Genomic DNA, 24,746 nt, shown 5'->3' on the forward strand with positions numbered 1-24,746 from the left:
TGCGGCAGGGTGACATCCCGTTTATCCATGATTGGTGTAACGGAGCATGAAGCTTACTGCGCAAACCTGCTGTCGTTAAGCTTCTTCAGCACGGCTGTTACTTCAGCACGGGTCGCTGTTCCTTTAGGATCAAACAGGTTACCCGGTTTGCCGCTGATAAGGCCTGATTGCTGAATATTAGCCACAGCAGCCGCTGCCCAGGATGAAATCTCCTCACTGTCTGCGAAGCTTGAAGTCGCAGCCTGCTGCCCCGGCTGCAGCTTCAGATAGCTCAGATAATTGTTCATCAGCACTGCCAGCTCTTCTCTGGACACTGCCTGATCCGGAGCAAACCGGTTATTGCCTGTACCCTGAACAATACCGTTTGCCGCCGCCCAGGCGATGTACGGAGCATAATATTTCTGCGCCTGGACATCTGTGAAGGAAGACGCAGCCGATGTGTCCGCTCCGGACATTTTACCGAGGACCGTAGCAATCATACCCCGGGTTAAGGTCTGGTCCGGAGCAAATTTCCGGTCTCCAAGCCCTGTGAACCAGCCTCTTGCCGCTGCAAAATTAATGCTGTCCTTAGCCCAATGGTCTGCGGTATCCCTAAACCCGGAATCCAGATAACTTACAGCAAATTTGGAGAAGTGGCTGGTCTGGAATTCCACAATTTGCGTTGCCGCATTGTAGCGGCTGAGCACTGAGATGGCATTGCCGCTATTATCAATATAGTAGACGGCAATCGCATTTGGATCTTCTCCGGCGGCCTGGTTATAAGGAATCTGTACTTTGACGGCTTCCCCGCCAAAGCTTGTAATACCGGAAACACCATCGGTGATCGTGAAATCATACACCGGTCTGTTTCCTACCAGCGCCTGGACACTGCCGCCCAGAGCACTTACAGAGGAGCGGTCCACACTAATGCGGAGAGTCTCTCCCTTAGCTGCTTTGCTAATGGCATCAGCTGCCTGGTTCCCCAGGGTAATAACAGCAAAACCGGTATTGATTCTCAGATCAGCCTGTGTTCCCGAAGCCAGCTTGTTCAGGAAATCACTGCTGAATTCTACCGTTACTTTCTTAGCATCATTAACAGCTCCCCCGCGGATCTCAACAGCGGTACGCTGACCGGCTGTACCGCCCGCTGCCGCATTCGCAAGCAGCTTGGCTGCAGCCTCATCTGTAAGCTTGAAGCTTGCCTCTCCTGTCCCGGCATTCAGTGACAATACCGCTGCAGCAACGGTACCGGTAACCGTAATCTGCTGCGCCGAAGATGTTGGCTGTACCGAAGGCGTGGCCGATGGGACCGGAGTTACAGCCGGCACAGAGACCGAAGCCGATGTTGGTGCTGATGTCGGTGCCGGTGTTGCTGTCGGCGTTCCGGTTACCGGCGTTGGTGTTGGTGTTGCTTCCGGCTCCGGCGTTGGTGTTGCTGTCGGCGCTGTTGTTGGCACCGGTGTCGGATCTACCGGCGGTGTGTAATAGCCTTTAGGAATTTCAACAACAGATACGGTTCCAGACACTTCGTTAGCTACTAGCAGCAGCGGGTAACGTGTCGGGCTCTGATCAGCCGGAATGAAATGCTGTCCTTCAGGCGATACATCGCCGGCAATTTTATAAGCAGGCTTCGAACCTGAGTTATCCACTGAATTCGCGAAATCTCTGGTGTTCAGGTAATCATAATACACAGGGCTGCTGACATTTGAGATATCATACATCATGTTGCCGCCGACCCGTTCGAGCCCGATGAATGCATAAGGCTTGCCGTCTACGACACCTACCTTAACATCTTCCGGCTCCGGTCCTTTTTTGGCACTTCTTTTCTCAAAGACATAGTCATCATTGGACCAGTTGAAGTACTCCGGCAGCAGCTTGGCCGTAATCTGTTCGAACTCCGCACCGCTGTCATATACCAGGGACATATCCGCTGCATCCCAGATCGAGAATGAACGGGCACCGAACAGATACATAGTACCGCTGTTAAAGCCTGTTCCGCCGGCACCCACTTCATATTCCGAGGTATCGAAAGCAGTGACTTTCATATCCTTGCTGCTGTCTCCATCCTGGCCTTTGCCAAGTACGACATCCTTCTCGTTAAGATGGCCTTTCCAGTCTCTGGAATCCCCTTCATTGGCGGTAAGGATATAGGTTTTGCCGCCCGCTGTGTAGGTGGTGATCCCATCCGGATTGTACATCCCGAGCACGTTCGCTTCAGTTTGAATCTGTATTTTGCCATCCCGGCGCATATCCAGCTCATTACCGGTAAGACTGTGATCCTTGAATCCGAGGCCTTTGACTGCTGTAAAGATACCTTTCTCAATATCCAGTGTAGCAATCGCATTAGCCTCTTGAAGTGAGATATAGGCCAGCTTGCTGTCCGCAGACACTGCCGCATATTCAGGCTCCAGGTCTACGGATGGTGCAGTTTGTTTCTTGAGAATCACATTGTCTGCGAGAAGCGCATTTCTGGCCGCAGTACTGTCAAAGCCGGTGAAATCAACGATTTTGGCACTTTGAGTCTGCAGATTGATTACTGTAACAGATCCCTTGGGATCCGTTGCCGGAGCTTTGTAGCCTTCTCTCGGCTCGCCTTCATCGGCCGTCAGCACATACTTACTGTCCGGAGTGAAGGTAATCATATCCGGCTGTACACCTGTAGCATAATGTTTCAGGTATTTGCCGTCATAATCGAGCAGCAGAACAGCGCCTGCTTTGCTGTAATCTGCTTCCTGCACCGCAATCGCAATAATATCCAGTTTTGTGTTAATATCCACGCTTGTAATATCCCCGAAAGTAAATCCTTCGATCATTTTGCTGACATCAATCCGGTGATCCAGCGTCAGCTGCGTATCCTGCCCGGACTTCAGCCCTTTCAGGCTGACAATATCAACCTGCTTCTCTTTACCGTTCACCAGATAGAACTTTTGATTGTCACTGTTGTATTTGACGATCTCGGCCACACCGCCGTCCTTACTGGAGTAGCCTGTGGAATAACTGCCGATCTTCTTCATGATGGAGCCGGTAAGATGCTTGATCTCCTTCCGGTCACGTACACGGATTCTCTTGCCCACAGTGTCTACAGATGACAGCCCGATGGCCGAAATCCGTTCCCCAGCCTTAATGGATTCAAGCTGCACATCCGGAGTAATATACCCGTCGATAAATACTCTTACATCGCCGGATCCGTCATTCAGGACGATCGCTCCTACTTTTCCGCTATCCAGTGTTACAGACTTCACAATTCCTTCTACCTTCACCAGGCTTCCGCGGCTGGAGTCAGCTGTAGCTTCTGCAGTAGATACCAGCGCCGGAACAATTTCCTTAACACTGGCGTCCAGGAGCTGGATATCCGTAACCGTCAACTGCTTCTCCCCTTGATATCCGCCTACGGTTCCGGTAACCTCTACCTTCTGTCCGGCTTTGAAGTTGCCCGATACCGGGAACAGGTTAATTCCGGCCGTATCATCCTGTACGTAAATAGAGTCGAAGAACGCAGTGCTCTGGTTATACCCGCTCGCATTGGAGGTAACCGTACCCTGAACCGTAAACTTCGTGCCTTCCGCTGCCGCCTGAACCTCAGCAATCGGGGTTATGGTTCTTGGGGCAATCTCCTTCAGGATATTCTGGCTGATGTTGTAGTTGCTGTATCCAAGCTCAGCCGCATTGTCCAGCGTTGCCTGCACTTCAAAGTTCGACATGAACACTGAACCGGCCACGAACAGCTTGGCTCCCTTATCCAGCGTCTCTACAGTCAGAACTGGAATATTCCCCTTTACTACCGGGTTGCCTTCACCGCCCAGGCCGTCTTTATCCGAATCGAGGCTTTCCGAAGTGGCATGTGAAGCTACGATAGTAGTCACAGCAGCTTTATCCGCATCCGCTACAGTAATCGAAGAGCCGCTATAGAAGCTGTATTCCTGCGCCGGATCTACACCGAACGTATACGGGCTGTCCATATTATAGGCTTTGAAGCGGAGCCGGAAATTCTGGCTCACATAATTTGTATTGTCGATCAGCTCATCATCTACAAGCCGTGCCTTGGCGTTCAGTGCATCCAGAATTAAATTCTGCTGATATGCCGCGTGATAGATCGAAGCGTTTTTTCCGTCGCCATAGTCCGCGAGTCCGGTAACAATCAGAGTTTTACCGCTGTCGGCAAAAGCCTTCACAGCAGCGAGCTCCTCCGCTGTATACTCACCGAAAGCACCTACAGAGGCTTTCCGGTTTGGCGGGGTCAGAATGAACGCCTGCAGTTCAGCAAGCTTCTCCGGCGTAATCCCGTCCTTAACCTCGACCAGGCGGATATCATAATCCTCTGCCAGCCTCGCAAAATTAGTCAGGCTGTTCGCGTAGTTGCCGGCTACATATTCGTTCTTATGCGAGGCATCTACACCGATGTTCACCAGCTTGGCTGCATCCCGGACATTCAGCTGGAGCAGACCGGTAAGCGTCCGGCTGTTGCCGTTCACGAGTGCATGTACAGTAACCTCTACTGTCGCCTGGCCTGCAGCTGACGGGGTATAGGTAATGCTGTCCTTCAATGTTTTGAAGGATTCCAGCGTACTGTTTAACGTTTTATCCTCAGCAGCTGCACCGCCGATACGGTAGCTGATCGACTCAATGGTTGCCGGAGCTGCTTCATTGTTGAAGATTTCCGCAGTAATGTTCAGCGCTTCACCTGTTACAGGCATGCTGGCCGAAGAGGTTACAGCAGTGATGCCGACCTTCTCAACCTCGCCTACCCATACTGGTGCAGTTACTGCAATATTTCCGTCGCCCTGTACTACCCGGATGTAGTAATAGCCTTTAGCCGGGTTATCGATTTTGACCGAATAGTTAGCTTCGTTGGTTGTAAAATTCTGAATATGGGTTTCTGCGCCGCCGCTGCTGATGACCGATACTTGTCCGATCTGGTCCCCTGCATCCGGGTCATGCAGATCGGCGCTGATATTCAGCTCAGCGATGCCTGCCGGCAGGCTTGCTCCCAGAAGTTCGCCGTTTGCTCTATATTTGATCTCCAGATTCTCATCCTCTGTTGCATACACTTGCAGATTACGAAGGGCGGCATATACACCCTCCTTGCTGAAATCATCCGTCACAATTGCCGTTCTGGCTGTGTTGGAGTTGCCCCAGCTGCCTTTGTGGTTATCCTGATTGTTGGTTGGCGCCAGATGCCAGCCTTTATCCAGCGCGTTATTGTAATATTCGTAAGAACGGAAATATCCGCCGGAGGTAACAGCGCCTTCCCCGTTGCCCACTTCAATCAGAGTCATATGCTTATTCAGCTCTGGATCATAGTTCGAGAATGCGTCGAAATCGCCGAAGGTCGTTCCCGGGTGGTTAAACTGGCCGATTGCGCCCGGAGTATCCTTCAGCAGCTTATAGAAATTCGTCATGCCGGATACACCGGAAGCGTATTTAGGATTGTTTCTGCTGACGAACCCTTCTGTATTGAACGTGTTGATATGTCCGGGACCGCCGGTCCAGGTCATTTCATAGCCGTAGAAGGAGACGAAATCAGGTGTTGCCGCAGCTGCGGCCGCTTGTTGCCCCAACTGCCACTTGGCATTATTGAAGCTGTTCTCATATTCGACTGGTGCACTGGTGGTGTCAAAATAATTGGAGTGGTCCGTTACGGCGAAGAAATCAAGTCCGGCCACATCTCTTGCGTAAGTATATGCGTCTGTCAAAGTACCTGATCCGTCGGACTGGGTCGTATGCCCGTGCAGCTGGCCGAAGTAAACCTTCTCCTCCGCACCAATTTCCTTAAGGGTATAATTGAAGGTTGCAGGATTACTGTCCTTATAGGTTGCCATTACCGCAGTGGCTTCGATTCTGGCCGGAAGCATGTCCGCAGTTAATGTGATTGGAGCCGTATACGCTGCTTTGGCATCTGCCTTTTCGCCGGATTCACCAGCCTTCCGGGTCAGAATATAAGTGATTGCAGCCCCTTCCGTTGGTGTAGTCAGCTTAACCTGCGTACCATCGGAGATGGAGCCTGTTACATTAGCCGAGACAGGTCTGACCTGCGCCTGCGTATAGGTGAAGGTTCTTTCCACACTTGCAGTTGCCCCTTTTACAGCTTTAGCTGTAATAACTGCCAGATTTCCCGGCTGGTTGAAGGCATCGATAACGACCTGGCCGGAGGCTGCATTGATCGTCTCAACAGCTCCGCCGTTCAGTGTGTACTCGATAGCGGCATCCGGGGTGAGGGTAGACAGGAACACTGTGCTTCCCAGCGCAATTTGCGTGCCGTGATCCGGGGTGGCCGTAACCGCAGCAACTACTCCTGAGTCAGCCTTCTGCTCACCCTTGATGTAAATATTGAACAGACGGGAGGTACCTCCTGCACCTACTGTTTCAGTAGGAGAATAAGTACCCGTCCCTGATCTGATGGACAGGTCACTTGTCTGCAGGAAGCGCAGATATACTGCTGCACTATCATCTACCGCTGCAGGCAGCTGCAGGTCTGAGAGGGTAGGTACAGAATTATATGCCGATGTATTGGTAAACGCCCCATTCTCCACATCTGTGAAGGTGTGGTTATCTGTGCTGTATTGCAGCTTGAAATCCCGCGGACCTGTACCCGATCCATAGGAATTGAAGGATAATTGCAAATTCTCGTAACCGGCAGTCGAAAGTGCCAGCTTCCAATACTTAATATTAGCGCCGCCATCCCAGCCTGCAACCGAGAATGATTTCTGAGTTGCGTTATACGCCCCAACTGCACCACCCGCCGAGTTCTCCCCCATATATGTAGAGAGAGTTACCGTGGGAGCTGCGGCAAGGCCGCCAGTCGCCGGGAAACTTGTTAATGTCTTAGTAGTATCAGGATCTTTGTCAAAGACCCATTCTGCAACACTTACAGGTGCAGCATTCACAAGAGGGGATACAGGCAGCGTCATCAGCAGCAGCAGGACAGCCATGAACGCGCTTAACATCCGCTTTGAATTTTTGGTATTCATATTAACCTCCCTAGTTTTTATACCTATTACTTTAAGAGGCAACTGTTAATTTACGGCCGCGAAATTGTTAAAATTCCAACTAATTAATGTTAACGATTGCTCATATATTAACATTGTCCTGAATTACCATTAACCTGAAAACCAAATAACCCCGGCCCTGAAGGACCGGAGTTAACAATTTCATTATGATATCAGCGATAAGTTAAGGCTGCGCCTATACTCCACTTAGCTTCTCTACCGCCTGCTGCTCATCATCCAGGAAAAAGATATCCTTCCCGTTATTGCACTCATAAATGAAATCGCGCAGGCTCCGGCTGGAATAGCCGCTGAAATCGCCTACCACTGCCACTTTTACATGATAATTGATGAACTTCTGCAGAATATCGCCTGCAAGCCTGGTCTTCAAATCGAAGAAGCTTTCGCTGAGCAGCGCTTTGTGGATAATGATCCGGTCGCAGTCAGCCTCATAACGGACGGTTGCCATCAGATCCAGCGCGCTCTGCACATCATTGACCACAATCTCATTTCCGTTCACTATGGCTATTAATTTTCCGCTTTTGTCTACTGTTGTTATATTCATAATCAAGCCTCCTGTTAGCAATCCTTCTTAATCTTAATCTTAATATTGTACTACACTGCTGTAATCTTTTCTGTATGCAGGATTCTGCTCCGCCAATAGGGAAGATATCTTACAACCTATATTATTCCAAATGGAGATGAGGCAGAAAGTGGCAGGATTTTTCAGCAGACAGACTATAACCTGGGAGCCTATTGATACAGGAAGAGGAGTGGAGGTTCATGTGAGTTCATCAGAAGGACGTGCTGCCATTTTAGACCCCATTGAGGTCCAGGCGTTTCTTCAGAAGGTGAATTCAGCGTCACCGGTCAAGGTTGTTCCTGCAGCATCCTTTGGCCCAGATCAATATCATATTTTAATCCACACAGGGCCGTACAACGTCTACATCAGTCCTGCTAATAAACAAGGAATGGTCTACGCAGATGTCTCAAAATGGCTGGAAGAGACTAAGAACCGGGATGATCAGAGGGTGTTGCTCCGTTCTGAGGCCCTCTGGAATTGTGTACACCTCTACAGGAACATTAAATTTATGCAGGAGCAAGAACAGCGCTACAAAGCTCACATTCATGCCCTTATACAACAAAATGAGGGGATCCGCCATGTACATTTCAGCATCATTCATGACTATGATCTTGCGGCCTCTATCTATACCCACTGTGTGGATGAAGCGACCTTTCAATTCTTCAACCGTATGGAGCGGGGGCAGACGGGGGCGTTCAAAGGACATACCCTGCTTAGCGTAAGTGATTACTTGGAGGAGGAGGATAACCTGGATGCGAAATGGTACCCTAATCAAAAGGTGGAGGACATCTCTTTTCCCGAGAACCGGATCTTTTTCCTGCGCAAAAGCAAACACGGACGCCACCGGATTGGCGGTCCTCTTCCTGAGGGATACACTAAACCGGTACACCCCGACCTAAAGACTCCTTTTCAATACATTGGAACTATCGATGGAACTGATCCGAAATTCTCCTGGCTCGGAGCAGACAAGCTCCATTTAGCCTTCCCGGTAAATGAATGCCTGAGCCGTGTATTCCTCGACTACTCTAACCCGGCTGCTCCAACCGTTATTAATTTAGTAAATCACTCAGATGCCTGGTTCAGCACTTCCGGCCGTGTCCGTGATATTGAATATCAGCAGGTGAATTACGAGGTATACGAGGATGTAGATGCCGTAAACTTTGAGGATTTGGAAGAGATGAATGTATGTGGAGTACCCGTCTGGTATAATGACCCGGTTTTGCACCGCTGCCCCCGGACAGGCCGGATTATGCGGTTTGTCTGCTCCATTAACTCCGACACGGAGAATCAAATTCTAAATCCGCAGTTCACCTTTCCCGACCGGCGCAACCCTGATACTTTCCTGAACTTTGTTCACCCGGTCCATTTATTTGTCTTCATGTGTCCGGAATCACGGATTCTGTATATTACACGCTGAAGGCTGCAGGTTCGGCCCGCTACAATCCCTCCATCACCTTGCGGACCCATTCATCCTGCTTCAACTCCTCCGGGTCATAACCGGCCGGATAAGCTGTAGGATACCTTGAGCTCTCCAGCAGAACATCCGGCTGCGTTCCATAGATTTCATTAATCTGCCCTTCAGCATTTCTGTTCAGGTCTGTTTCGAGCTTGAACATCAGCCCGCTGTTCGGCAGCGCATACCGGTAAGGCTCCATGTACACACAGGCTCCGCCTCCCGTATTCGTTCCTGCTACCGTACCCAGCCCCAGCTTGCGGACAGCCGCAGTGAAGTTGTCAGCCGCCGAGAAGCTGTCGTTGTCTACAAGCACAACCAGTTTGCCGTTAAAGGGAAAAGAATTCTCCGGCTCCCAATGCTTAGTCACCCTGTAAGTAACCCATTCTGCAGAGTCCAGGTCCGGCAGATACTCTCTGGTTACTCCGGTTACATCATATCTGTCCCTTTGGGTCAGCGTAGAGCTGACCAATTGTTTGTACAGGCGAAACCGCAAGCCATAACGTTCCAGAAAGGATTTCTTTACGCTCGCCGACTGTACATAATCTACGGGTGCTTGTAACAAAGGCTTCACTAAATTATCCGCCCAGTAATCATCTTCCCCGCCGCCGTTTCGTCTTAAATCTATGATCAGCTTGGAGTATTTCCCCGCCGACTGCTGCATGAATTCCTGAATGGCCCGGCCATCCTGCTCCTTATCACCGGCAAAGCTGAAAATCTTAATGTATCCGGTCTGGCCGTCCAACTCCCGGGTAATTACATTACTATCCTGCTGGTCGTCGGGATAAGGCGGCTTATATCCCTGATATACAGGAAAATCGCCTCTGGCTACCGTACCGTCAGGACGGACGGCTTCAATCAGCCAGGCGCCGGTGCCAGGATCGGCACCAAGCAGCGTCTGCAGATAGACCTGATGAAGCTCCGCATCCCAGGCAAGGTGAAGCCGGGTCTGCACCGACTTGGCATAAGCCTCTACAGCAAGGCCGTCCACCCGCTTAATGACAGAGCCTGCCGGAAACAGGGATTCACCGGCATAGTAATCCTGCTTCAGCACATATTTGCCCTGTTCATAATAAATATCAGCTTCGGAATATACATACATCTGGACCCCGGCAGCCAGTTCACGCCAATATTCCCTTGAGCGGTAAGCCTGTTTATCAATATTATAGAAGTAAGCTAATAGCGGTTCATACGGCTCATCGAATACTGCCTGCGCATGTCCCGCCTGTCCCAGGAATGTCATATACTCGAAGAATAGCTCTAGAAATGCTGCATTATCGGGAGTCTTTCCGGCCCGGGTAATGAAATCCTGACTGAGCTCATCCGGATCTGCCAGCCCTTTGTCCGTCTGCAGCACCTGCCCCAGAGGATACGCCTCCTTCACAAGCTTAGCCAGAAACGCGAAATCCTCCCGCTTCTGCGCAGCCGTTAATTCAGGCACAGCTTCCTGAGACCCCTCGCCTCCCAGCAGCCATGCTCCAAATAGTAGTCCTGCAAGCACAAGTAATACCGACAACAATAGAATCTTTTTCATTCTGTAGCCTCCGGCAGTCAACTAACAACCTTCCTAATTAATTGTAGCGTTATCAGGCACAAGACGTCTGTTAAAAAAGACAAACTAATCGTATATAATGGACACAATCAGGATTACATACAAAGGAGCCTAGCCACATGAAGTTAAGCATGAACTGGATTACGCTGAGAGTACGCGATCTGGAGGCTTCCCTGGATTTCTATCACCGGATTTTGGGGCTGCCTATAGAGCGCAGATTTGAGAGCAGAGGGCGGCAGATTGTCATGCTGGGTGCAGCAGGGCAGCCAAAAATCGAGTTAATCCGGGGCAGTGACCCGGATCTGAAGCCGGAATGCGGCGTATCGGTCGGATTTGAGGTAGGTTCACTGGATGAAGCTATAACCGAGCTAAGCAACGAGGGTATCCCTATTGCGCGCGGGCCCGTAAGCCCCAATCCGCATTTGCGTTTCCTGTATATCCTGGACCCGGACGGGTTCGAGGTACAGCTTGCGGAGCATATTTAGTCCAAATTCATCAGCAAAAAGACCGTTATCCGATCACCTTTATAAGATCAGATAACGGTCTTTACTTTTAAAGAATACCAGTCCGGATTATTTCGCAAGCAGCAAAGATACTGCCTTCGCACTTTCTGCCCGGTTCGTGAATGACTGCGGCAGGTAGAAGCCATCCGCGTTTCCATTGATGAAGCCGAGTGATTGAGCAGCACTTACTGCATTCACAGCCCAGTTGTCGATCTTGTCTGAATCGGAAAATTTAGCAAGTGAAACTAACGGTGTTACATTTCCAGTGCGAATCTCGTAAGCCCGCATCAGCATCACAGCCATCTCTTGACGTGTAATGTGCGCTTCAGGCTCGAACCTGCCTGCTGCGTAACCCTTCACCAGACCGGCTTCATAAGCCGCTGCAATCCCGCCCGCATACCATTTTGTATGTTCTACGTCATTAAACGGACTGGCATTAGCGTTCTTCACACCAAGCGCGCGGACGAGCATGGAGACGAATTCTGCCCGGGTCACTTCTTGCTTGGGTGCGAAGCTGCTCTCACTGATGCCTGCAATAATATGTTTGGCTGCAGCTTCTTTAATTACGTTGTATGCCCAATGATCGCTGGCAACATCTGCGAAAGTCTTGTTATATTCGAGTACGGCATACTTGCTGAAATGATTTACCTGAGCGAGCATCACACCCTGATCCATCGTTCCGCCAACATACTCAAGTGTCCCTTCGTCTGCGATATTATACACTCCGAGCAGCTGCACATTTGCGCCAGCCTGCACCTTCAAACGGAGGGTGACCGGTTCTGTGAAGTGTGTCATCGGGGTCTTTGTACCGTCCGGATTAACGATAGACAGATTGAAGCTATACACATCTCCAGCCAGCTTCAGTTCAGCATCACTCTTGTTATCCGCCAGTTGTAACAGCGCGGACTTGTCTTCAGCAGACAAAGACGCCCATTCTAAGGAAATCATTTTATCCTCAGCATTCTCTCCAGCGAGCACTTGAAGCTCCTTAAGAACCTTCCCCGGAATCTCTATAACCGCATCCTTAGCTTCCACTCTTAGGCGATTTGTCCCATTTATTGCAGCTGCGTTTGCAGGCAGCCTTACTTCCTTCACTCCGTCTTGAGCCGAGATTACAATCTTATTCTCAGCATTTGCTTCCGGGGTAGTCAGCACTTTAACATCCGGCTGCGCCGCTGGCTGCGGCGTTGGCTTCAGTGCCGCCTGCGGAGCAGACCACACACTGCTGGAATCCGCGGTTGGACTTGGTGAAGGGCTTGCAGTTGGACTTGCAGCCGGAGATTCTACTGGCGTTTCTGCCGGCGCCTCTCCCGGATCCGGCGTAGGCTCACTTGGAATTTCCGGAGAAGAGTCAGGGTTCCGCACAAATGTCACCTCGTCCAGGTAACCGTAATGATTGTCCGAATTTGTTTTTACCGTGAAGCCCACTTGGGCAATTCCGTCATCCCCGACATGTACATACTTCAGTGTCAGCGTCCGGGGGTTCAGCCAGGCGCTGCCTGAATAGGTGATTGGAACGGAATAAGTCTGTCCCTCCGAAACAATGTACATGACTGATCCGGGATCAGGCTCGCCTTTGTCCCCGAATACTTTAGCATTCAGTGTATAGGTTCCGGGCTCAAGTCCTGTAATCTCGTGGGTAATCGTGAAATCAATTGGCTTATCGTCGCCATAATCAAATCCGCCCGAAGCGTTGCTGTCACCGAATGTTGAAGGCTTGTTCCCTTCCAAATACCAGTCAGCAAGCTTTCCGTTCACTGTAAGATTCGACGTTTGAATGGCTCCGGCTTGCTTAACCAGCTTGAAATCGTCAATATTTCCCCACTGCCCGCCGGAATATTTCAGCTTTGCGCCAATGCTGAGTATTCCATCCGTAACTTCAATATGATCAATCGCCGGATTGGACCAGATCTGCCAGCCTGTATTCTTGAAGCTCTGCTTCTGATCTCCCGCAAAAATCTCAGCGGTCTCTTCCTCACCGCCGCCCGAGACCCAGGCCGATAATTGATAGGTTCCATTCTCAAGCCCTGTAATCGTCTGGGATACCTGGAATTCACCAGCTCCCGCACTCCAGTAATGCAATGCAGCTGATCCTGAATGCTTGTCGGAATCTGTACTTACCGCGCCGGCATCACCTGTAACTGTCCAGTTGTTCAAGCCATCCTCGAAACCGGGATTCTGGATTAAGCTTGTACCCGCAACTACAGTGATTTCAGCAGCATCTGTAAACCCGCCGTCATACGTAACAGCAGTTACTGTAGCTGTCCCGGCAGCAAGGCCGGAAATCGTGCCCTTATACCGGTCTACTTTTACAACTTCGGGATTGGAGCTTGTGAAGGTAACGCCTTTATAGGTTGCATTATCAGGACTTATGACAGCCTTGATACTGCCCGTTCCCCCTTCTTCAATGGAAGCTGTGTGCTTATCCAGCGTAAGTGATTCTACCGGATAGCGGTTAATCTCCGCAGCCCCGTCCTTAAATGCATTCATTGCAAAAGAAGGAGTACCATCCGGATTCCATGCAGACAGCGGATATCCGAAATAAACGCCTTCAGGCGCCCAATAAAACACGCCTGTTCCCTGCCCGTCCGGCACCGCCTTGGAATGGTTCTGCACAGCTACGAGCATGTTATATACATTGTCTGCATTCGTGCTGACGTTTCCGCCAACCTCTACAATCATAACTTCCTTGCCAAATTTAGCAGCGAGCGTATTCATGTTGGCAGATAATTCATCAATGCTGGAAGTGAAGACCGACTCGGGATAATAGGATAAACCAATAATGTCGTAATCAGTATCCTTGAGCCCTGCCGCAACCAGTCCGTCATAGAAAGAGACTACTCCGTTATCTGCCCCGTTCGCCCGGTGAATGATGATCTTCGTTGCCGGGAAAACCGCTCTGGCCGCACTTGATCCGGCTTGAATCAATTGAACCAGATTCTCAGTGTTGCTGTAGCTCCCGAGCGGGTGCATCATTCCGTTGTTAATCTCATTGCCGATTTGCACCCACTCCGGGGTTACGCCTGCCGTCTTGAGCGCATTCATGACTTCCGAAGTATACTCCGATACATGCACCTTCAACTGCTCCAGATTGTCATTAGCCCAGGCTGCAGGTGTAACCTGCTTCCCCGGGTCCGCCCAGGAATCGCTGTAATGCAAATCAATCATAACCCTGAACCCGAGAGCGCTTACACGGGAGGCCAACTGCACCAGTTCCTCTGTACTGTTATGGCCATTGGAAGGATCATCTGACGGATTCACAAAAGCCCGCAAGCGGATCGAGTCGATTCCGTAATCCTTTAAGATCTGCAGCAGATCCTGCTCTGCTCCTTGTTCATTGTAGAATTTATAACCCAAGGCTTCCAGTTGCGGCAGCCAGCTGACATCGGCGCCTTTGGCGAACGAACCCGGAAGGGTTGAGGCGTTTACCTTGAGCGGCTGACCCAAGGCCGTCATGGATACAAGAATTGCAAGGATAAGCAGCTTAACAAGTATTCGTTGTCCTTTTTTCATTAAATATCCTCCTTTTAGGTATAGCAAACAGCACTTAACAAGATTAATAAGCGCTTTCATAAAATAATGTTCCGCTCGTTTCCGCCTCCTCACTTCCCCCTTCACCGTCTCAGGTTAGTATAGACGAATGTAATGGCCGCCCATAATTAGGCAAAACAACGAAAACATATACTAATTCAATTTTTTTGATATTTTGTAGCTGTTGATTGTGCTATTCAGCACTGTTTATTTTCAGGCGAACTTAGTTGTACAGAGTGCAGCTATCCGATCGAGCAACTTCTTTTCTTTCCATATAATTGCACATAATACAACTATCCCTGAGTTTCCTCTAGGAACTGAAGATGTATATTGCTTCATCCTTGAATGAGTTCACTTCCGTGATAATAAGCGGACTCAGGTATTTTACGGGACCCAAAATCTTATTAATTATATCCAGACAGCAAAAAAACGGCATCTCTGCCGTTTTCTTTAGGATGGACTCTCAGGGACTCGAACCCTGGACAAATTGATTAAGAGTCAACTGCTCTACCAACTGAGCTAAGAGTCCAGATGGTGTCTATGTATGCAATTATACTAGACGAGAATCTCTAAGCTGTGAACTTCCGCTCAAAAGATACTTTCATAGTATACTTTTTAAATCCGCCTCTGTCAACCTTTTCTTTAAAATTAATATATCAGCAGCAGACCGCCGCAGCACAAAGCAGGAACAGCCCTGCACCGCAGCAGATTCCGCAAGCTTGGCTACTCCCGGTTCTTCCGGGCCAGCACATAATATATCGGGAGTCCGGCCAGCGTAATGCCGATGCCTACAAGCGAGCGCAGCGGATCACTGATGATTGTACTGGCCAGAATGTAAATTCCGCCGCCTACCCCGATTATCGGAGTCAGCGGGTATAACGGCACACGGTAGCGCCCCTGAACCGGCGGCAGCTTCCGGCGCAGCAGGAACACGCCGAATACGCCCATCGTAAAGAATATCCACAGCACAAACACCAGCAGATCAGTAAGCGTGTTAAAAGTCCCTGAGAAAATATAGATGACTGCCAGCACACTCTGGAAAATAAGCGCATTGGCCGGTGTCTGGAACTTCGGATGAATGCTGCTCAGCACCCGGGAAAACGGAATCTGCTTCTGCTCCCCCATCGCCTGCGGCACCCGCGCCGCAGTCATCAGATATCCGTTGAGCGCTCCCAGCACAGAGACAATAATCCCTGCTGTAATGAAAGCTCCGCCGCCGCTGCCGAACAGCGCCTCTGCTGCATCCGCACCCGGAGTCGCTGAAGAAATGATCTGCCCGTAGGGCAGCGCCTTGAACACGGCAATGTTAAAGAGTACATATACAGCGATTACGAAGATAACCCCGATTGAAATGACTTTTGGCAGCGTCTTTGCCGGGTCCTTGATTTCTCCTGCCATATTAGTGACGCTGATCCAGCCGTCATACGCCCAGAGCGTGCCCAGCACCGCAGCCCCGAAGCCTGCACCCGCAGCTGATGCGCCAATTCCGCCAAAGCCGGGAGCCAGGTTAGAGAACAGGCCTACACCCACGATCCCTGCCACCGGAATCAGCTTGCCCACCGTTGCCACCGTCTGGATGATTCCGCCGAATTTGGTGGCAATGACATTCATCAGCAGAATGAACCCGAGAATGCCCACCGCCAGCAGCTTCTGCTGCCAGTGATTGAGCGGCAGGAAATACCCCGAGTAGGTAGCAAAAGCAATCGCCAGCGCCGCAACCGATGCCGGATAGGAGATTACCGCCTGCACCCAGCCCAGCAGATAGCCGAATACACCGCCGTATAATTCACTTAAATAGGTATACAGGCCGCCTGACTTCGGAATTGCCGCAGCGATCTCCGCCACGCTCAGGGCCGAAGCCAGCGTAATCAGTCCCCCTACACCCCAGGCCAGGATGCTCATCCATGGGCTTCCCGCGTTATTCAGTACAATCCCCGGCTTCAGGAAAATCCCCGATCCGATAATCATTCCTACCACCAGGGCCAGGGCTTCAAAAAATGTAACAGTTTTCACTAACGGCTTCGTACTCATGATGTCGTTCATTGTCCTTCCAGCTCATATTTATGAATCTGATACAGCTTAAGAGCCAAATGCAAACAGCTTGGTTCCCCAGACATAGACTGTTCCGTCTTTCCCGATGACTACCGGACTGTCCAGGACAGAATCTACCTTCACATACCAGTTTACCTTCCGGGAAATCATATTGATGGATGTAATACCGTTACCGCCGTTCAGGTTATCCATACTGGTGAACAAGATATTCTGCTTGCTGTCTATCGTTAGCCTGTCTTTCGGGTAGAACCGGTATACCTTTTCCTTGAGGGAAGCAGGCAGGAAGCTCCAGATCAGCTTGCCGCTTGGGTCATACACACGTTGTCCAAAAACAATATTCCCCTCCTTGCTGATCGAAGGAGGAAGCTCACTGCCGATAAATCCGCGCTTCACGCTAATCTTCTTGGTAAGCTTGCCGTCCGTATTGATGATATACAGGTTATTATCTTTATTGTATGGCTCACCAACCAGATAGAAATGATTATTATAATAGACCGGAGCATAGGGAACAATTCCTTTATAATCCGTACTGGACAGCAGCTTGCCCTGCTTATTGTATTTCATGAACCTGGCGTCATCGAATTCGGCCATTTCCGCACGCTTGCTGTAGGGCCTGTAATACCCTTTGGATGAGGAGAGATAGATATTGCCTTTTACGATCAGCGGGTTGGAGTAATAGACCGGAATCCTATCGGTTGAAGCAACCACAGGCGTATTAAACTGTGTCTTTCCATCAGCACTTACCCCAATCAGCCGGACCTCTTCTTTAGTGAGGCTGCTACCTTTTGCCGTGGAATACAGGGTGGCAGCAAAAGCTATGAATCCGTCTGTCTCATCCACCGTAAGGTCACTGTGCCGGACAGCAAAATGCGTATCTTCATAAATATTTTCCCAGACCAGCTCTCCGCTAATGGTATATTTAGAGAGGATTCCGCTCGGCTGATACACCTCCGACTTATCACGGACCTCCTGCGTATCCAGCGTACCTGACACAATCAGATATTTATCATTATACAGATAGAGGCCGCTTGCGGCTGAGCCATTAATCACCTTGGACCAGAGGAGCTTGCCGCCCGGCTGGACTGCAGTCAATTTCAGCTCACGCGAATTGTCAGAGAGGACGTACAAGATTCCGGCAGAATCAATGACCACCTGCTCTATGTCCCCGTCAAAAGGAACCGCCCACTTCAGCCCGGGCTTTGCTGCCGGTGCCGCAAATGCGGACTGGCGGGGCCCGTGATCTGTCGGATACACCGCCTTTGTCTCTGCATTTGCCGTACTGATGCCACTTACAGACAGAACAATAATGAATAATAGGCTAATTAACTGCTTCTTCACCATAAATCTCCTCCTGATCTACTCTCCATAAGTCTCTCTCAGAAACGCCACCGATTGCCGGATTAACGCCTTCAGCACCTCTGTATCAATATCATCCAGCTTGTTCACATAGACACAGGCCTTGCCGGCCGTGTGCTTCCCCAGCTTCTGCAGCAGTACGTCCCGCTCATCATCCCCCGTAGCAAAATACAGGCTGATCTTTGCTTTTCTCGGCGAGTAGCCTGCCAGCGGTGCATCCCCTTCATGACCGGTAGCATATTTGTAGTGGTACGCTCCGAAACCAATAATGCTCGGTCCCCACATTACCGCCGGAAACCCGGTTGTCTCACTGAAGATATCCAGCAGCCTATACGCATCCTCACGTTTCTTGAGACTATCGATGGCTTCTATGAATTCAATGACGCTGTTATCGGTTTCTTTCGTCTTTTGCTCGTACATCGCCCATTCACTCCTTCATTTATAGAAACAGCTGTTGTCTCCCTATTATGGTAGAATGTTAGAGAAAATAAAATCGGCAGGAGAATAAATATGAATCAGCCTAAACGGATTCTCATTATCGAGGACGAACATGATATCTCCCGGATTCTCAAAGACTATATTCAGCTGCAAGGCTATGAGGCACATATTGCCGGCAATGGTGCGGACGGTCTCCGGCTGGTGGACATGCTGGCGCCTGACTTCATTATTCTGGATATTATGCTGCCGGATGTCAATGGCATTGATCTCTGCCGGCAGATCCGCGGGCGGACGAATCAGCCGGTTCTGATCTTAAGCGCACGCGGCAGCGACACGGACAAAGTTCTGGCTCTTGGCTTCGGGGCGGATGATTATATGACCAAGCCGTTCTCCATCAGTGAACTGGTCGCCAGAATCCAGGCCCATCTCCGCAGAATTGACGGGATGACCAGCCTCCCAGGAACTGATGCCCTGCTCACCCTGGGAGCGGTTACCCTTGATAAAAAGGCCTATAAAACCACACTTAACGGGCAGGAGATCTCCTTGTCTGCCAAGGAATTCGAGCTGCTGTACTATTTGGCCGAGCATAAAAACCAGGTGTTCTCCAAAAGCCAGCTGCTTGATCAGATCTGGGGCTACACCTCCCAGGGCGACGAGAACACCATCACCGTGTACATCCGCCGGCTGCGGGAGAAGCTGGAGGCTGACCCTTCAAGCCCGGTCTATCTCCGGACCGTATGGGGAGTCGGCTATAAGTTTTCTCTGGATTAATTAACAGAACGGAGCAGCAGAACTATGTATTGGAGCAACTGGTTCAAGCGGTGGTTCATCTCGGCATCGCTATGTATAATCTGCTTCACCGTTAGCGGAATCGTTCTTATCTACACGCTGTCACATCAGAAGCAGGAGGTTCAGCCTTCTTATGCAGTAAACCTGGCACGTGTTGAGGTCAGCGAGCTGATGTTCCTGCTGGAGGAGCATCATGAAGACCTGAACCAGACCACGGCTGATTCCCGGCCCGCGTTCCTGGATAAGCTGCTGGCCCTGAGCCGGCAGCAGCAGTTGAGCCTGCAGTATGCAGGTCTGGACGGAACGGTTCTGTTCGACACCTCTGACCCGCTTCCTGCTGGTAAGGCCCGGCTTAATCTTAAAGCTGATCTTCATTACGATCTCTATAGAGCGGGAACCGGGCAAGACAGCTTTAGGCTGGCTTTTCCGGTTATAGATCCTGACTCCGGAATCCAGGCCGGAAATGCCCTGTTCACCCTTTCTGAAGCTGCTGTCCGTTACCCGCAGGCTTCCTCTTTTCCGGTTATCGCTCCGGCCCTCATGACTGCCTCCGTTCTCCTTCTTCTGTTCCTCCTGTTTCAGCTCAGAAGGAAAGTGAATCTGGATCTGCTCAATCCGATTACCGGACTCAAGGGTCTTGCCGAAGCCATCCTCAGGGGAAACTATGAACAGAAAGCGGAGTACGGGCAGCAGGATGAGATCGGTGAGGTGTATGCTGTGTTTGATCAGATGCGAAGTGAGATTATGGAGCTCAGCCGGCAGAGGGAAGCCCGGGATAAAGCGCAAAAAGAGCTGATTACCAATATTTCACATGATCTTAAGACCCCACTGACCGCAGTCAAAGCGTATATCGACGCCATTCAGGACGGTGTCTGCCCTGATCTGCCGGCTGTGATGGAATACATGACCATTATTCAGAGTCAAACCAACAAAATGGCCGGTTTAGTTGAGGATCTGCTCGTCCATGCGTTAAGGGATTTGGGGCAAATCTCTGTGAACCTTACAGAGTGCTACAGCCGGGAGACATTCGTAAATATTCTTAAGCCTATGGGACCTTATATCCGGGCAGCCGGCAAAGTATTCATCGAACCTGCTGAGATTCCCAATGTACTGATTCGTGTTGACCCTGTCCGGATAGAGCAGCTGCTCTCCAACCTGATTGCCAATGCCCTGAAGCATACGGCTGCAGGTGACACGATCCGCGTAGACATCATCAGAGAGCATGATCAGCTCAAGCTGACTGTATCCGATACAGGGGAAGGCATTCTGGAACAGGATATGCCGTTTATTTTCGAGCGGTATTTCCAGGGGCAGGCTCCCTCACAATATGCCAAGCGGTTCAAGGAAGGCACCGGACTTGGCCTGTCGATCTGCAAACATATTGCAGAGGCCCATCACGGCAGCATTTCTTTCAAAAGCATCAAGCATCACGGAACAGAGTTCTACCTTATACTGCCGGTAGGCTAGAGCCTGAAGCGGCTTGTAATACTTTATTAATATCTTGATAAGCTTCCTGCAAGATCCCCCTTCTATAATGGGTACAAAAGAGCACAGCGGGAGGGTCCTGTATATGACGAAGACTGCTATTATTCAGACAAAAAATCTCTGTAAAACCTACTCGACAGGCAGCGAGCAGTTCCATGCCATCCGCAATATCGACCTGAGTATATATCAGGGGGATTTCACAGTTATTATGGGTGATTCGGGGTCCGGCAAATCTACACTGCTCTATCTGCTGAGCGGGCTTGACTCTGTAACGGCAGGTGAGGTGTACTTCCATCAGCAGCGCATGGATACCTTCTCGGACAAAGAGCTGGCTGGCTTCAGAGCCCGGAAAATCGGCTACATCTACCAGAGCAGCAACCTGGTGCCTGACCTGACACTGTTCGAGAATATTGCCTTGCCCGGTTATGTTGCCGGTATTCCCAAGCGGGAAGTGAAGCAGAAGGTGCTGTCCGTTATGCAGGCAATGAGCATTGATGCCCAGCGCTTCCGCTTGCCTGCCGAGGTATCCGGTGGACAGCAGCAGAGGGCGGCTATTGCACGGGCGATTATCAATAGGCCGGAGATTATTTTTGCCGATGAGCCGACAGGAAGCCTGAATTATGATCAGGGTGTAGCTGTACTCGATATCCTGACGAAGATGAATACCGAAGGCCAGTCCATCGTGATGGTCACCCATGATATTAAGGCTGCCTGCCGGGCGAACCGCCTGATCTTCATCCGGGACGGTAAAGTCGGCGGTGTACTTGAATTCGGTTCCTTCTCTCCGGATCAGCTGCAGGACAGGGAATCGCTGATCTTCTCTTATATTTCCGAGAGGGGCAATGCGTGATGGCGGCAATCTTGTCCATTTGTCTCGGAAATCTGAGAAGGCGCAAGGTTCAGAATAGCCTGATCGGGCTGCTCCTTCTGCTGTCCACCCTGCTGATCAGCACCGCGATAAACGTGATTACAAACTCAGAAGATTTATATGAGGGGATGCACCAGGAAACTAAAGGATCGCATGAACTGCTAAATTTGACTAAAGGCGTGCATGATCCCCAGATGGTCCGGGAATGGTGGGCAGCCCAGCAGGGAATTACGGTATCTTCCGCTATGCCCTACAAGCCGCTGGCCGGTATCATCCATGATGGTGAAGATATTCCCAATCTTTTCTTGTATATGATGAATACACCTGCGCGTCCTTTCGGTACAGATGAGCCGGTGTTCGCCCAGGGCCGGGATACTGCCTATCCTGAGCCGGGAAACATTTGGGTTCCCACTTCACTAGCCTATAAATATGATGTTGCCGTAGGAGATACACTTCAGTTCAAAGCCGGAAAGAAGCCTTTGCAGCTGACTGTCTCAGCTGTTATTATCGACCTGCCGCTGGGCGGCCCCTTCTCAACAACGGCACGCATCTGGATGAATCCGGCGGACTATGCGCAGGATCTGGGATCTCTAAAAGCCGCTGATTCCTATCTGATCGGCATCCGGTTCGATGATTGCAGCCAGAGCCCTGCTTACTGGGAGCGGTTTGAGGACTATTTGGGTACTCCTTTTATGGAAGAGAGAACCACGTATGAGGAGCTCTCCGCCTTCTACTTCATCATGAACAAAATTATCGGGTTCGTCATGAGCTTCCTCGGGCTGGTCATGATGCTGGTTGCCCTGTATACGATCGGCTTCACGATTTCAGATGCCATCCTGGCCAATTACAAAACGATCGGAATCTTCAAGTCGCTGGGCCTGTCGTCAAGACAGATTATATCAATGTATCTCATTCAGTATAGTTTCATTTCGCTAATCACCATAATACCCGGGCTGCTGCTCAGCCGGCTGCTATCCGGTATTATCATTGAACAGTCCTTGTCCTTCTTAAAAACAGACCATTCCTCCATCAAGGTTGGGGGTACGGGTATAGAGTCTGTTGTAGGAGCAGCCATCCTGCTGCTGATTCTGCTGGTCGTGTGGATCTACGCGAGTAAAGCCCGTTCCATTCAGCCCATGCAGGCCATCCGGTACGGCATGTCAGAAGCAGATCACAGCCGGACTAACAACCGCTGGGGCGAGAGCCGCAAACGCGGTAAAGAATTCGCGCGCTTGCCTGTTCCAGCAGTAATTGGCCTAAGGAACATAACCAAGAATCTGAAGGGCTCACTGCTGATGCTCTTTCTGACTACTGTAACCTCGGCTGTACTGGTCTTCGGTCTGGTCCTGCTGAACAGTATCTACCAGATGCAGGAAACGTCCCCGCTCTGGGGATATGACTCTTCGGATGTGGTAGTTATGGTCACGAATGCCGTGGAATTCGACCGCAGCGGTCTGATCCAGGATATCTCAGCAGATCCAAGGGTGCTCGATCTGAACTGGATAGGGTATACGATTGGTGTTGCTGCTGCAGACCGGTCCGGGAACCCGGAGGCCTCCGGCAGCCGCCCGCAATCGGTCAATATTCCGCTGACGGTGGTTGAAGGCAGTATGGACGAAATCGGGCTTGCCTCCACCACCGGCCGCAATCCGCATAACCGTAATGAAATCTCCATCGGCATCAACATCTCCCGTGAGCTTCACAAAGAAATCGGCGATATTGTCGAGCTCTTTATTGAAGGGGAGAAGCATTCTTTCACCGTGACCGGAATCTATCAGTCTATTGCCAATATGTCTTATCAGGCACGGGTAACTGCAGACGTAGTTCATAATCTGACTCCGGATGCCGGTTATCTGAATTTACAGGATAGCACTGATGCCGGTGCGATTGCCGGGGAGCTGAATGAGAAATACGGGACGGATATTCAGGCCATCAAGCAGGAGACCCTGCTCAATTCTGTATTCAAGGAAGCTACTGCCGTGCTTATCATTCCCATGAGCATATTAGGTCTGCTGTTCCTGTTGATCACTTGCTTCATTATCTACAGCACCAGCCGTATTCACATACGCAAAGAGATCCGAACTTATGGAATCTATAAATCCATCGGCTTGACCTCTAATACGATCCGCAGTGCTTTAACCTGGGGAACTGCCATGCTAGCCACGCTCGGAGCCGTTCTGGGGATATTCTGCGGTGTCTATCTGCTGCCTGGAATCCTGAGAGGGCTGCTGTCCTCCTACGGAATCATTAAGCTGCCGCTGCTCATGCACTGGCCGGGAATTACCCTGCTTGCTCTGCTGAGCATTGCCATAGCCGGCGGAGGCTGCTGGGCTGCCTCGAGAATCATCCGCAGCCATTCCCCAAGAATCCTTGTGACGGAATAAGCGGCTGTTTTGCTTAATATTTGCCTAAGGGGGGTGTCTCAAAAGCCATGAAATGGCTGCTTGAGACACCCCTCGTTTTGAGTCAGAGATACGTTAACTCGTGGTGTGGACGCTGCGTGAACGGACCGTTGTTCCAATCACAGACTCAATTTATTCTCAGCACATATACCTCTTCCCCGTCCTGCAGCTCACCCGTACTTACGAAGCCCTGTGACTCATACACATGCTTGCCTCTGCTGTTCCCCGGCTCTGTGGACAAATAGATCTCCTTACAGGCGAACTTCTCTTCCATCTCTCTGATAATCAAAGCTAAGGCCTGCTTGCCGTAGCCGCGCCCCTGAAATTTCCGGTCAATCATGAATCTGCGCAGCTCGTAAGCACCGCTTCCTTCAGGGAGACCGTACATTGCAAAACCAACTAGCTGCCCGTCCTCTTCAACCGCTTTGATTGTCCAGTCCGCTTCATAGATGGACTCGACAATCGAATATGTATTCGAAGCGACAAATTCCTCATCAAGCGTGTGCTGATTATTCGGGTTGGTGGTCAACAGAATGACTTTTTCCCAATTACTACTTGTAATATCAATCAGTCTCATGAATATCTTCTCCTCTTGGAATAATATGTATTGAATTGTACCTCAATCAAACTGCTTATGGAACGGGTGAGTTCTGTTATAAAAAAACTCGCCATTGTAACATCCATTCTCTGGAAATATACTGGAGATGAACGTGCCTTAGCAAAGTCCATGCGGCAGGGTGCGGACAGACAGCTTTTGGACAGCGCTTACAGT

Annotated in this window: 14 protein-coding genes and 1 tRNA gene; 6 read left to right on the forward strand and 9 right to left on the reverse strand. The window is 50.4% G+C overall.

Annotated features, from left to right (window positions below; genetic code table 11):
• Positions 1–53: 53 nt before the first annotated feature.
• Positions 54–6,947 carry a choice-of-anchor I family protein gene (locus tag LOS79_RS13960; RefSeq protein ID WP_315420719.1) on the reverse strand — a complete coding sequence of 2,298 codons (6,894 nt, stop codon included), beginning with the start codon at positions 6,945–6,947 and terminating at the stop codon, positions 54–56.
• Positions 6,948–7,161: 214 nt separating this feature from the next.
• Positions 7,162–7,527 (reverse strand): DUF4180 domain-containing protein, encoded by a 366-nt coding sequence (locus LOS79_RS13965; protein WP_315420721.1) that lies wholly within the window; start codon positions 7,525–7,527, stop codon positions 7,162–7,164.
• 526 nt (positions 7,528–8,053) lie between these two features.
• Here LOS79_RS13965 and LOS79_RS13970 point away from each other — a divergent pair.
• Complete coding sequence (locus LOS79_RS13970) at positions 8,054–8,962, forward strand: hypothetical protein (protein ID WP_315420723.1); 909 nt, start codon at positions 8,054–8,056, stop codon at positions 8,960–8,962.
• A 19-nt stretch (positions 8,963–8,981) separates the two neighbouring features.
• Here LOS79_RS13970 and LOS79_RS13975 read toward each other — a convergent pair whose 3' ends face one another.
• Complete coding sequence (locus tag LOS79_RS13975; RefSeq protein WP_315420725.1) at positions 8,982–10,532, reverse strand: S41 family peptidase; 1,551 nt, start codon at positions 10,530–10,532, stop codon at positions 8,982–8,984.
• Between the two features lie 137 nt (positions 10,533–10,669).
• On the opposite strand from LOS79_RS13975, the gene LOS79_RS13980 reads away from it, so the two are divergent.
• The gene (locus LOS79_RS13980; protein WP_315420727.1) at positions 10,670–11,035 is read left to right on the forward strand and encodes a VOC family protein; all 366 of its coding nucleotides are present in this window, start codon (positions 10,670–10,672) and stop codon (positions 11,033–11,035) included.
• 87 nt (positions 11,036–11,122) lie between these two features.
• On the opposite strand, the gene LOS79_RS13985 is transcribed toward LOS79_RS13980, so the two are convergent.
• The 5 genes from LOS79_RS13985 to LOS79_RS14005 all read right to left on the reverse strand — a co-directional run bounded on the left by LOS79_RS13985 (position 11,123) and on the right by LOS79_RS14005 (position 18,412).
• Positions 11,123–14,566 carry a glycosyl hydrolase 53 family protein gene (locus LOS79_RS13985; RefSeq protein WP_315420729.1) on the reverse strand — a complete coding sequence of 1,148 codons (3,444 nt, stop codon included), beginning with the start codon at positions 14,564–14,566 and terminating at the stop codon, positions 11,123–11,125.
• A gap of 474 nt (positions 14,567–15,040) precedes the next feature.
• Positions 15,041–15,113 (reverse strand) — tRNA-Lys (locus LOS79_RS13990).
• A gap of 194 nt (positions 15,114–15,307) precedes the next feature.
• A complete protein-coding gene (locus tag LOS79_RS13995; protein ID WP_315420732.1) occupies positions 15,308–16,627 on the reverse strand; it encodes an APC family permease in 1,320 nt (439 codons plus the stop codon).
• Positions 16,628–16,663: 36 nt separating this feature from the next.
• Complete coding sequence (locus LOS79_RS14000) at positions 16,664–17,977, reverse strand: hypothetical protein (RefSeq protein WP_315420734.1); 1,314 nt, start codon at positions 17,975–17,977, stop codon at positions 16,664–16,666.
• Positions 17,978–17,992: 15 nt separating this feature from the next.
• Positions 17,993–18,412: a DUF1801 domain-containing protein gene (locus LOS79_RS14005; protein ID WP_315420736.1), complete on the reverse strand. Its 420-nt coding sequence runs from the start codon at positions 18,410–18,412 to the stop codon at positions 17,993–17,995.
• 90 nt (positions 18,413–18,502) lie between these two features.
• On the opposite strand from LOS79_RS14005, the gene LOS79_RS14010 reads away from it, so the two are divergent.
• From LOS79_RS14010 to LOS79_RS14025, 4 genes are all read left to right on the forward strand, one after another.
• Positions 18,503–19,201, forward strand: a complete 699-nt coding sequence (locus LOS79_RS14010) for a response regulator transcription factor (protein ID WP_315420738.1) — start codon at positions 18,503–18,505, stop codon at positions 19,199–19,201.
• A gap of 24 nt (positions 19,202–19,225) precedes the next feature.
• The gene (locus LOS79_RS14015) at positions 19,226–20,686 is read left to right on the forward strand and encodes a sensor histidine kinase (RefSeq protein WP_315420740.1); all 1,461 of its coding nucleotides are present in this window, start codon (positions 19,226–19,228) and stop codon (positions 20,684–20,686) included.
• A gap of 103 nt (positions 20,687–20,789) precedes the next feature.
• On the forward strand, positions 20,790–21,554 hold the full coding sequence (locus LOS79_RS14020; RefSeq protein ID WP_315420742.1) for an ABC transporter ATP-binding protein: 765 nt from the start codon (positions 20,790–20,792) through the stop codon (positions 21,552–21,554).
• A complete protein-coding gene (locus LOS79_RS14025) occupies positions 21,554–23,956 on the forward strand; it encodes an ABC transporter permease (RefSeq protein ID WP_315420744.1) in 2,403 nt (800 codons plus the stop codon). Before LOS79_RS14020 ends, LOS79_RS14025 begins: the two co-directional genes overlap by 1 nt.
• A 145-nt stretch (positions 23,957–24,101) precedes the next feature.
• Here the strand turns inward: LOS79_RS14025 and LOS79_RS14030 are convergent, their stop codons facing one another.
• On the reverse strand, positions 24,102–24,551 hold the full coding sequence (locus LOS79_RS14030; RefSeq protein ID WP_315420746.1) for a GNAT family N-acetyltransferase: 450 nt from the start codon (positions 24,549–24,551) through the stop codon (positions 24,102–24,104).
• Positions 24,552–24,746: the final 195 nt, after the last annotated feature.

Source organism: Paenibacillus sp. MMS20-IR301 (assembly GCF_032302195.1).
Taxonomy (GTDB): Bacteria; Bacillota; Bacilli; order Paenibacillales; family Paenibacillaceae; genus Paenibacillus_AQ.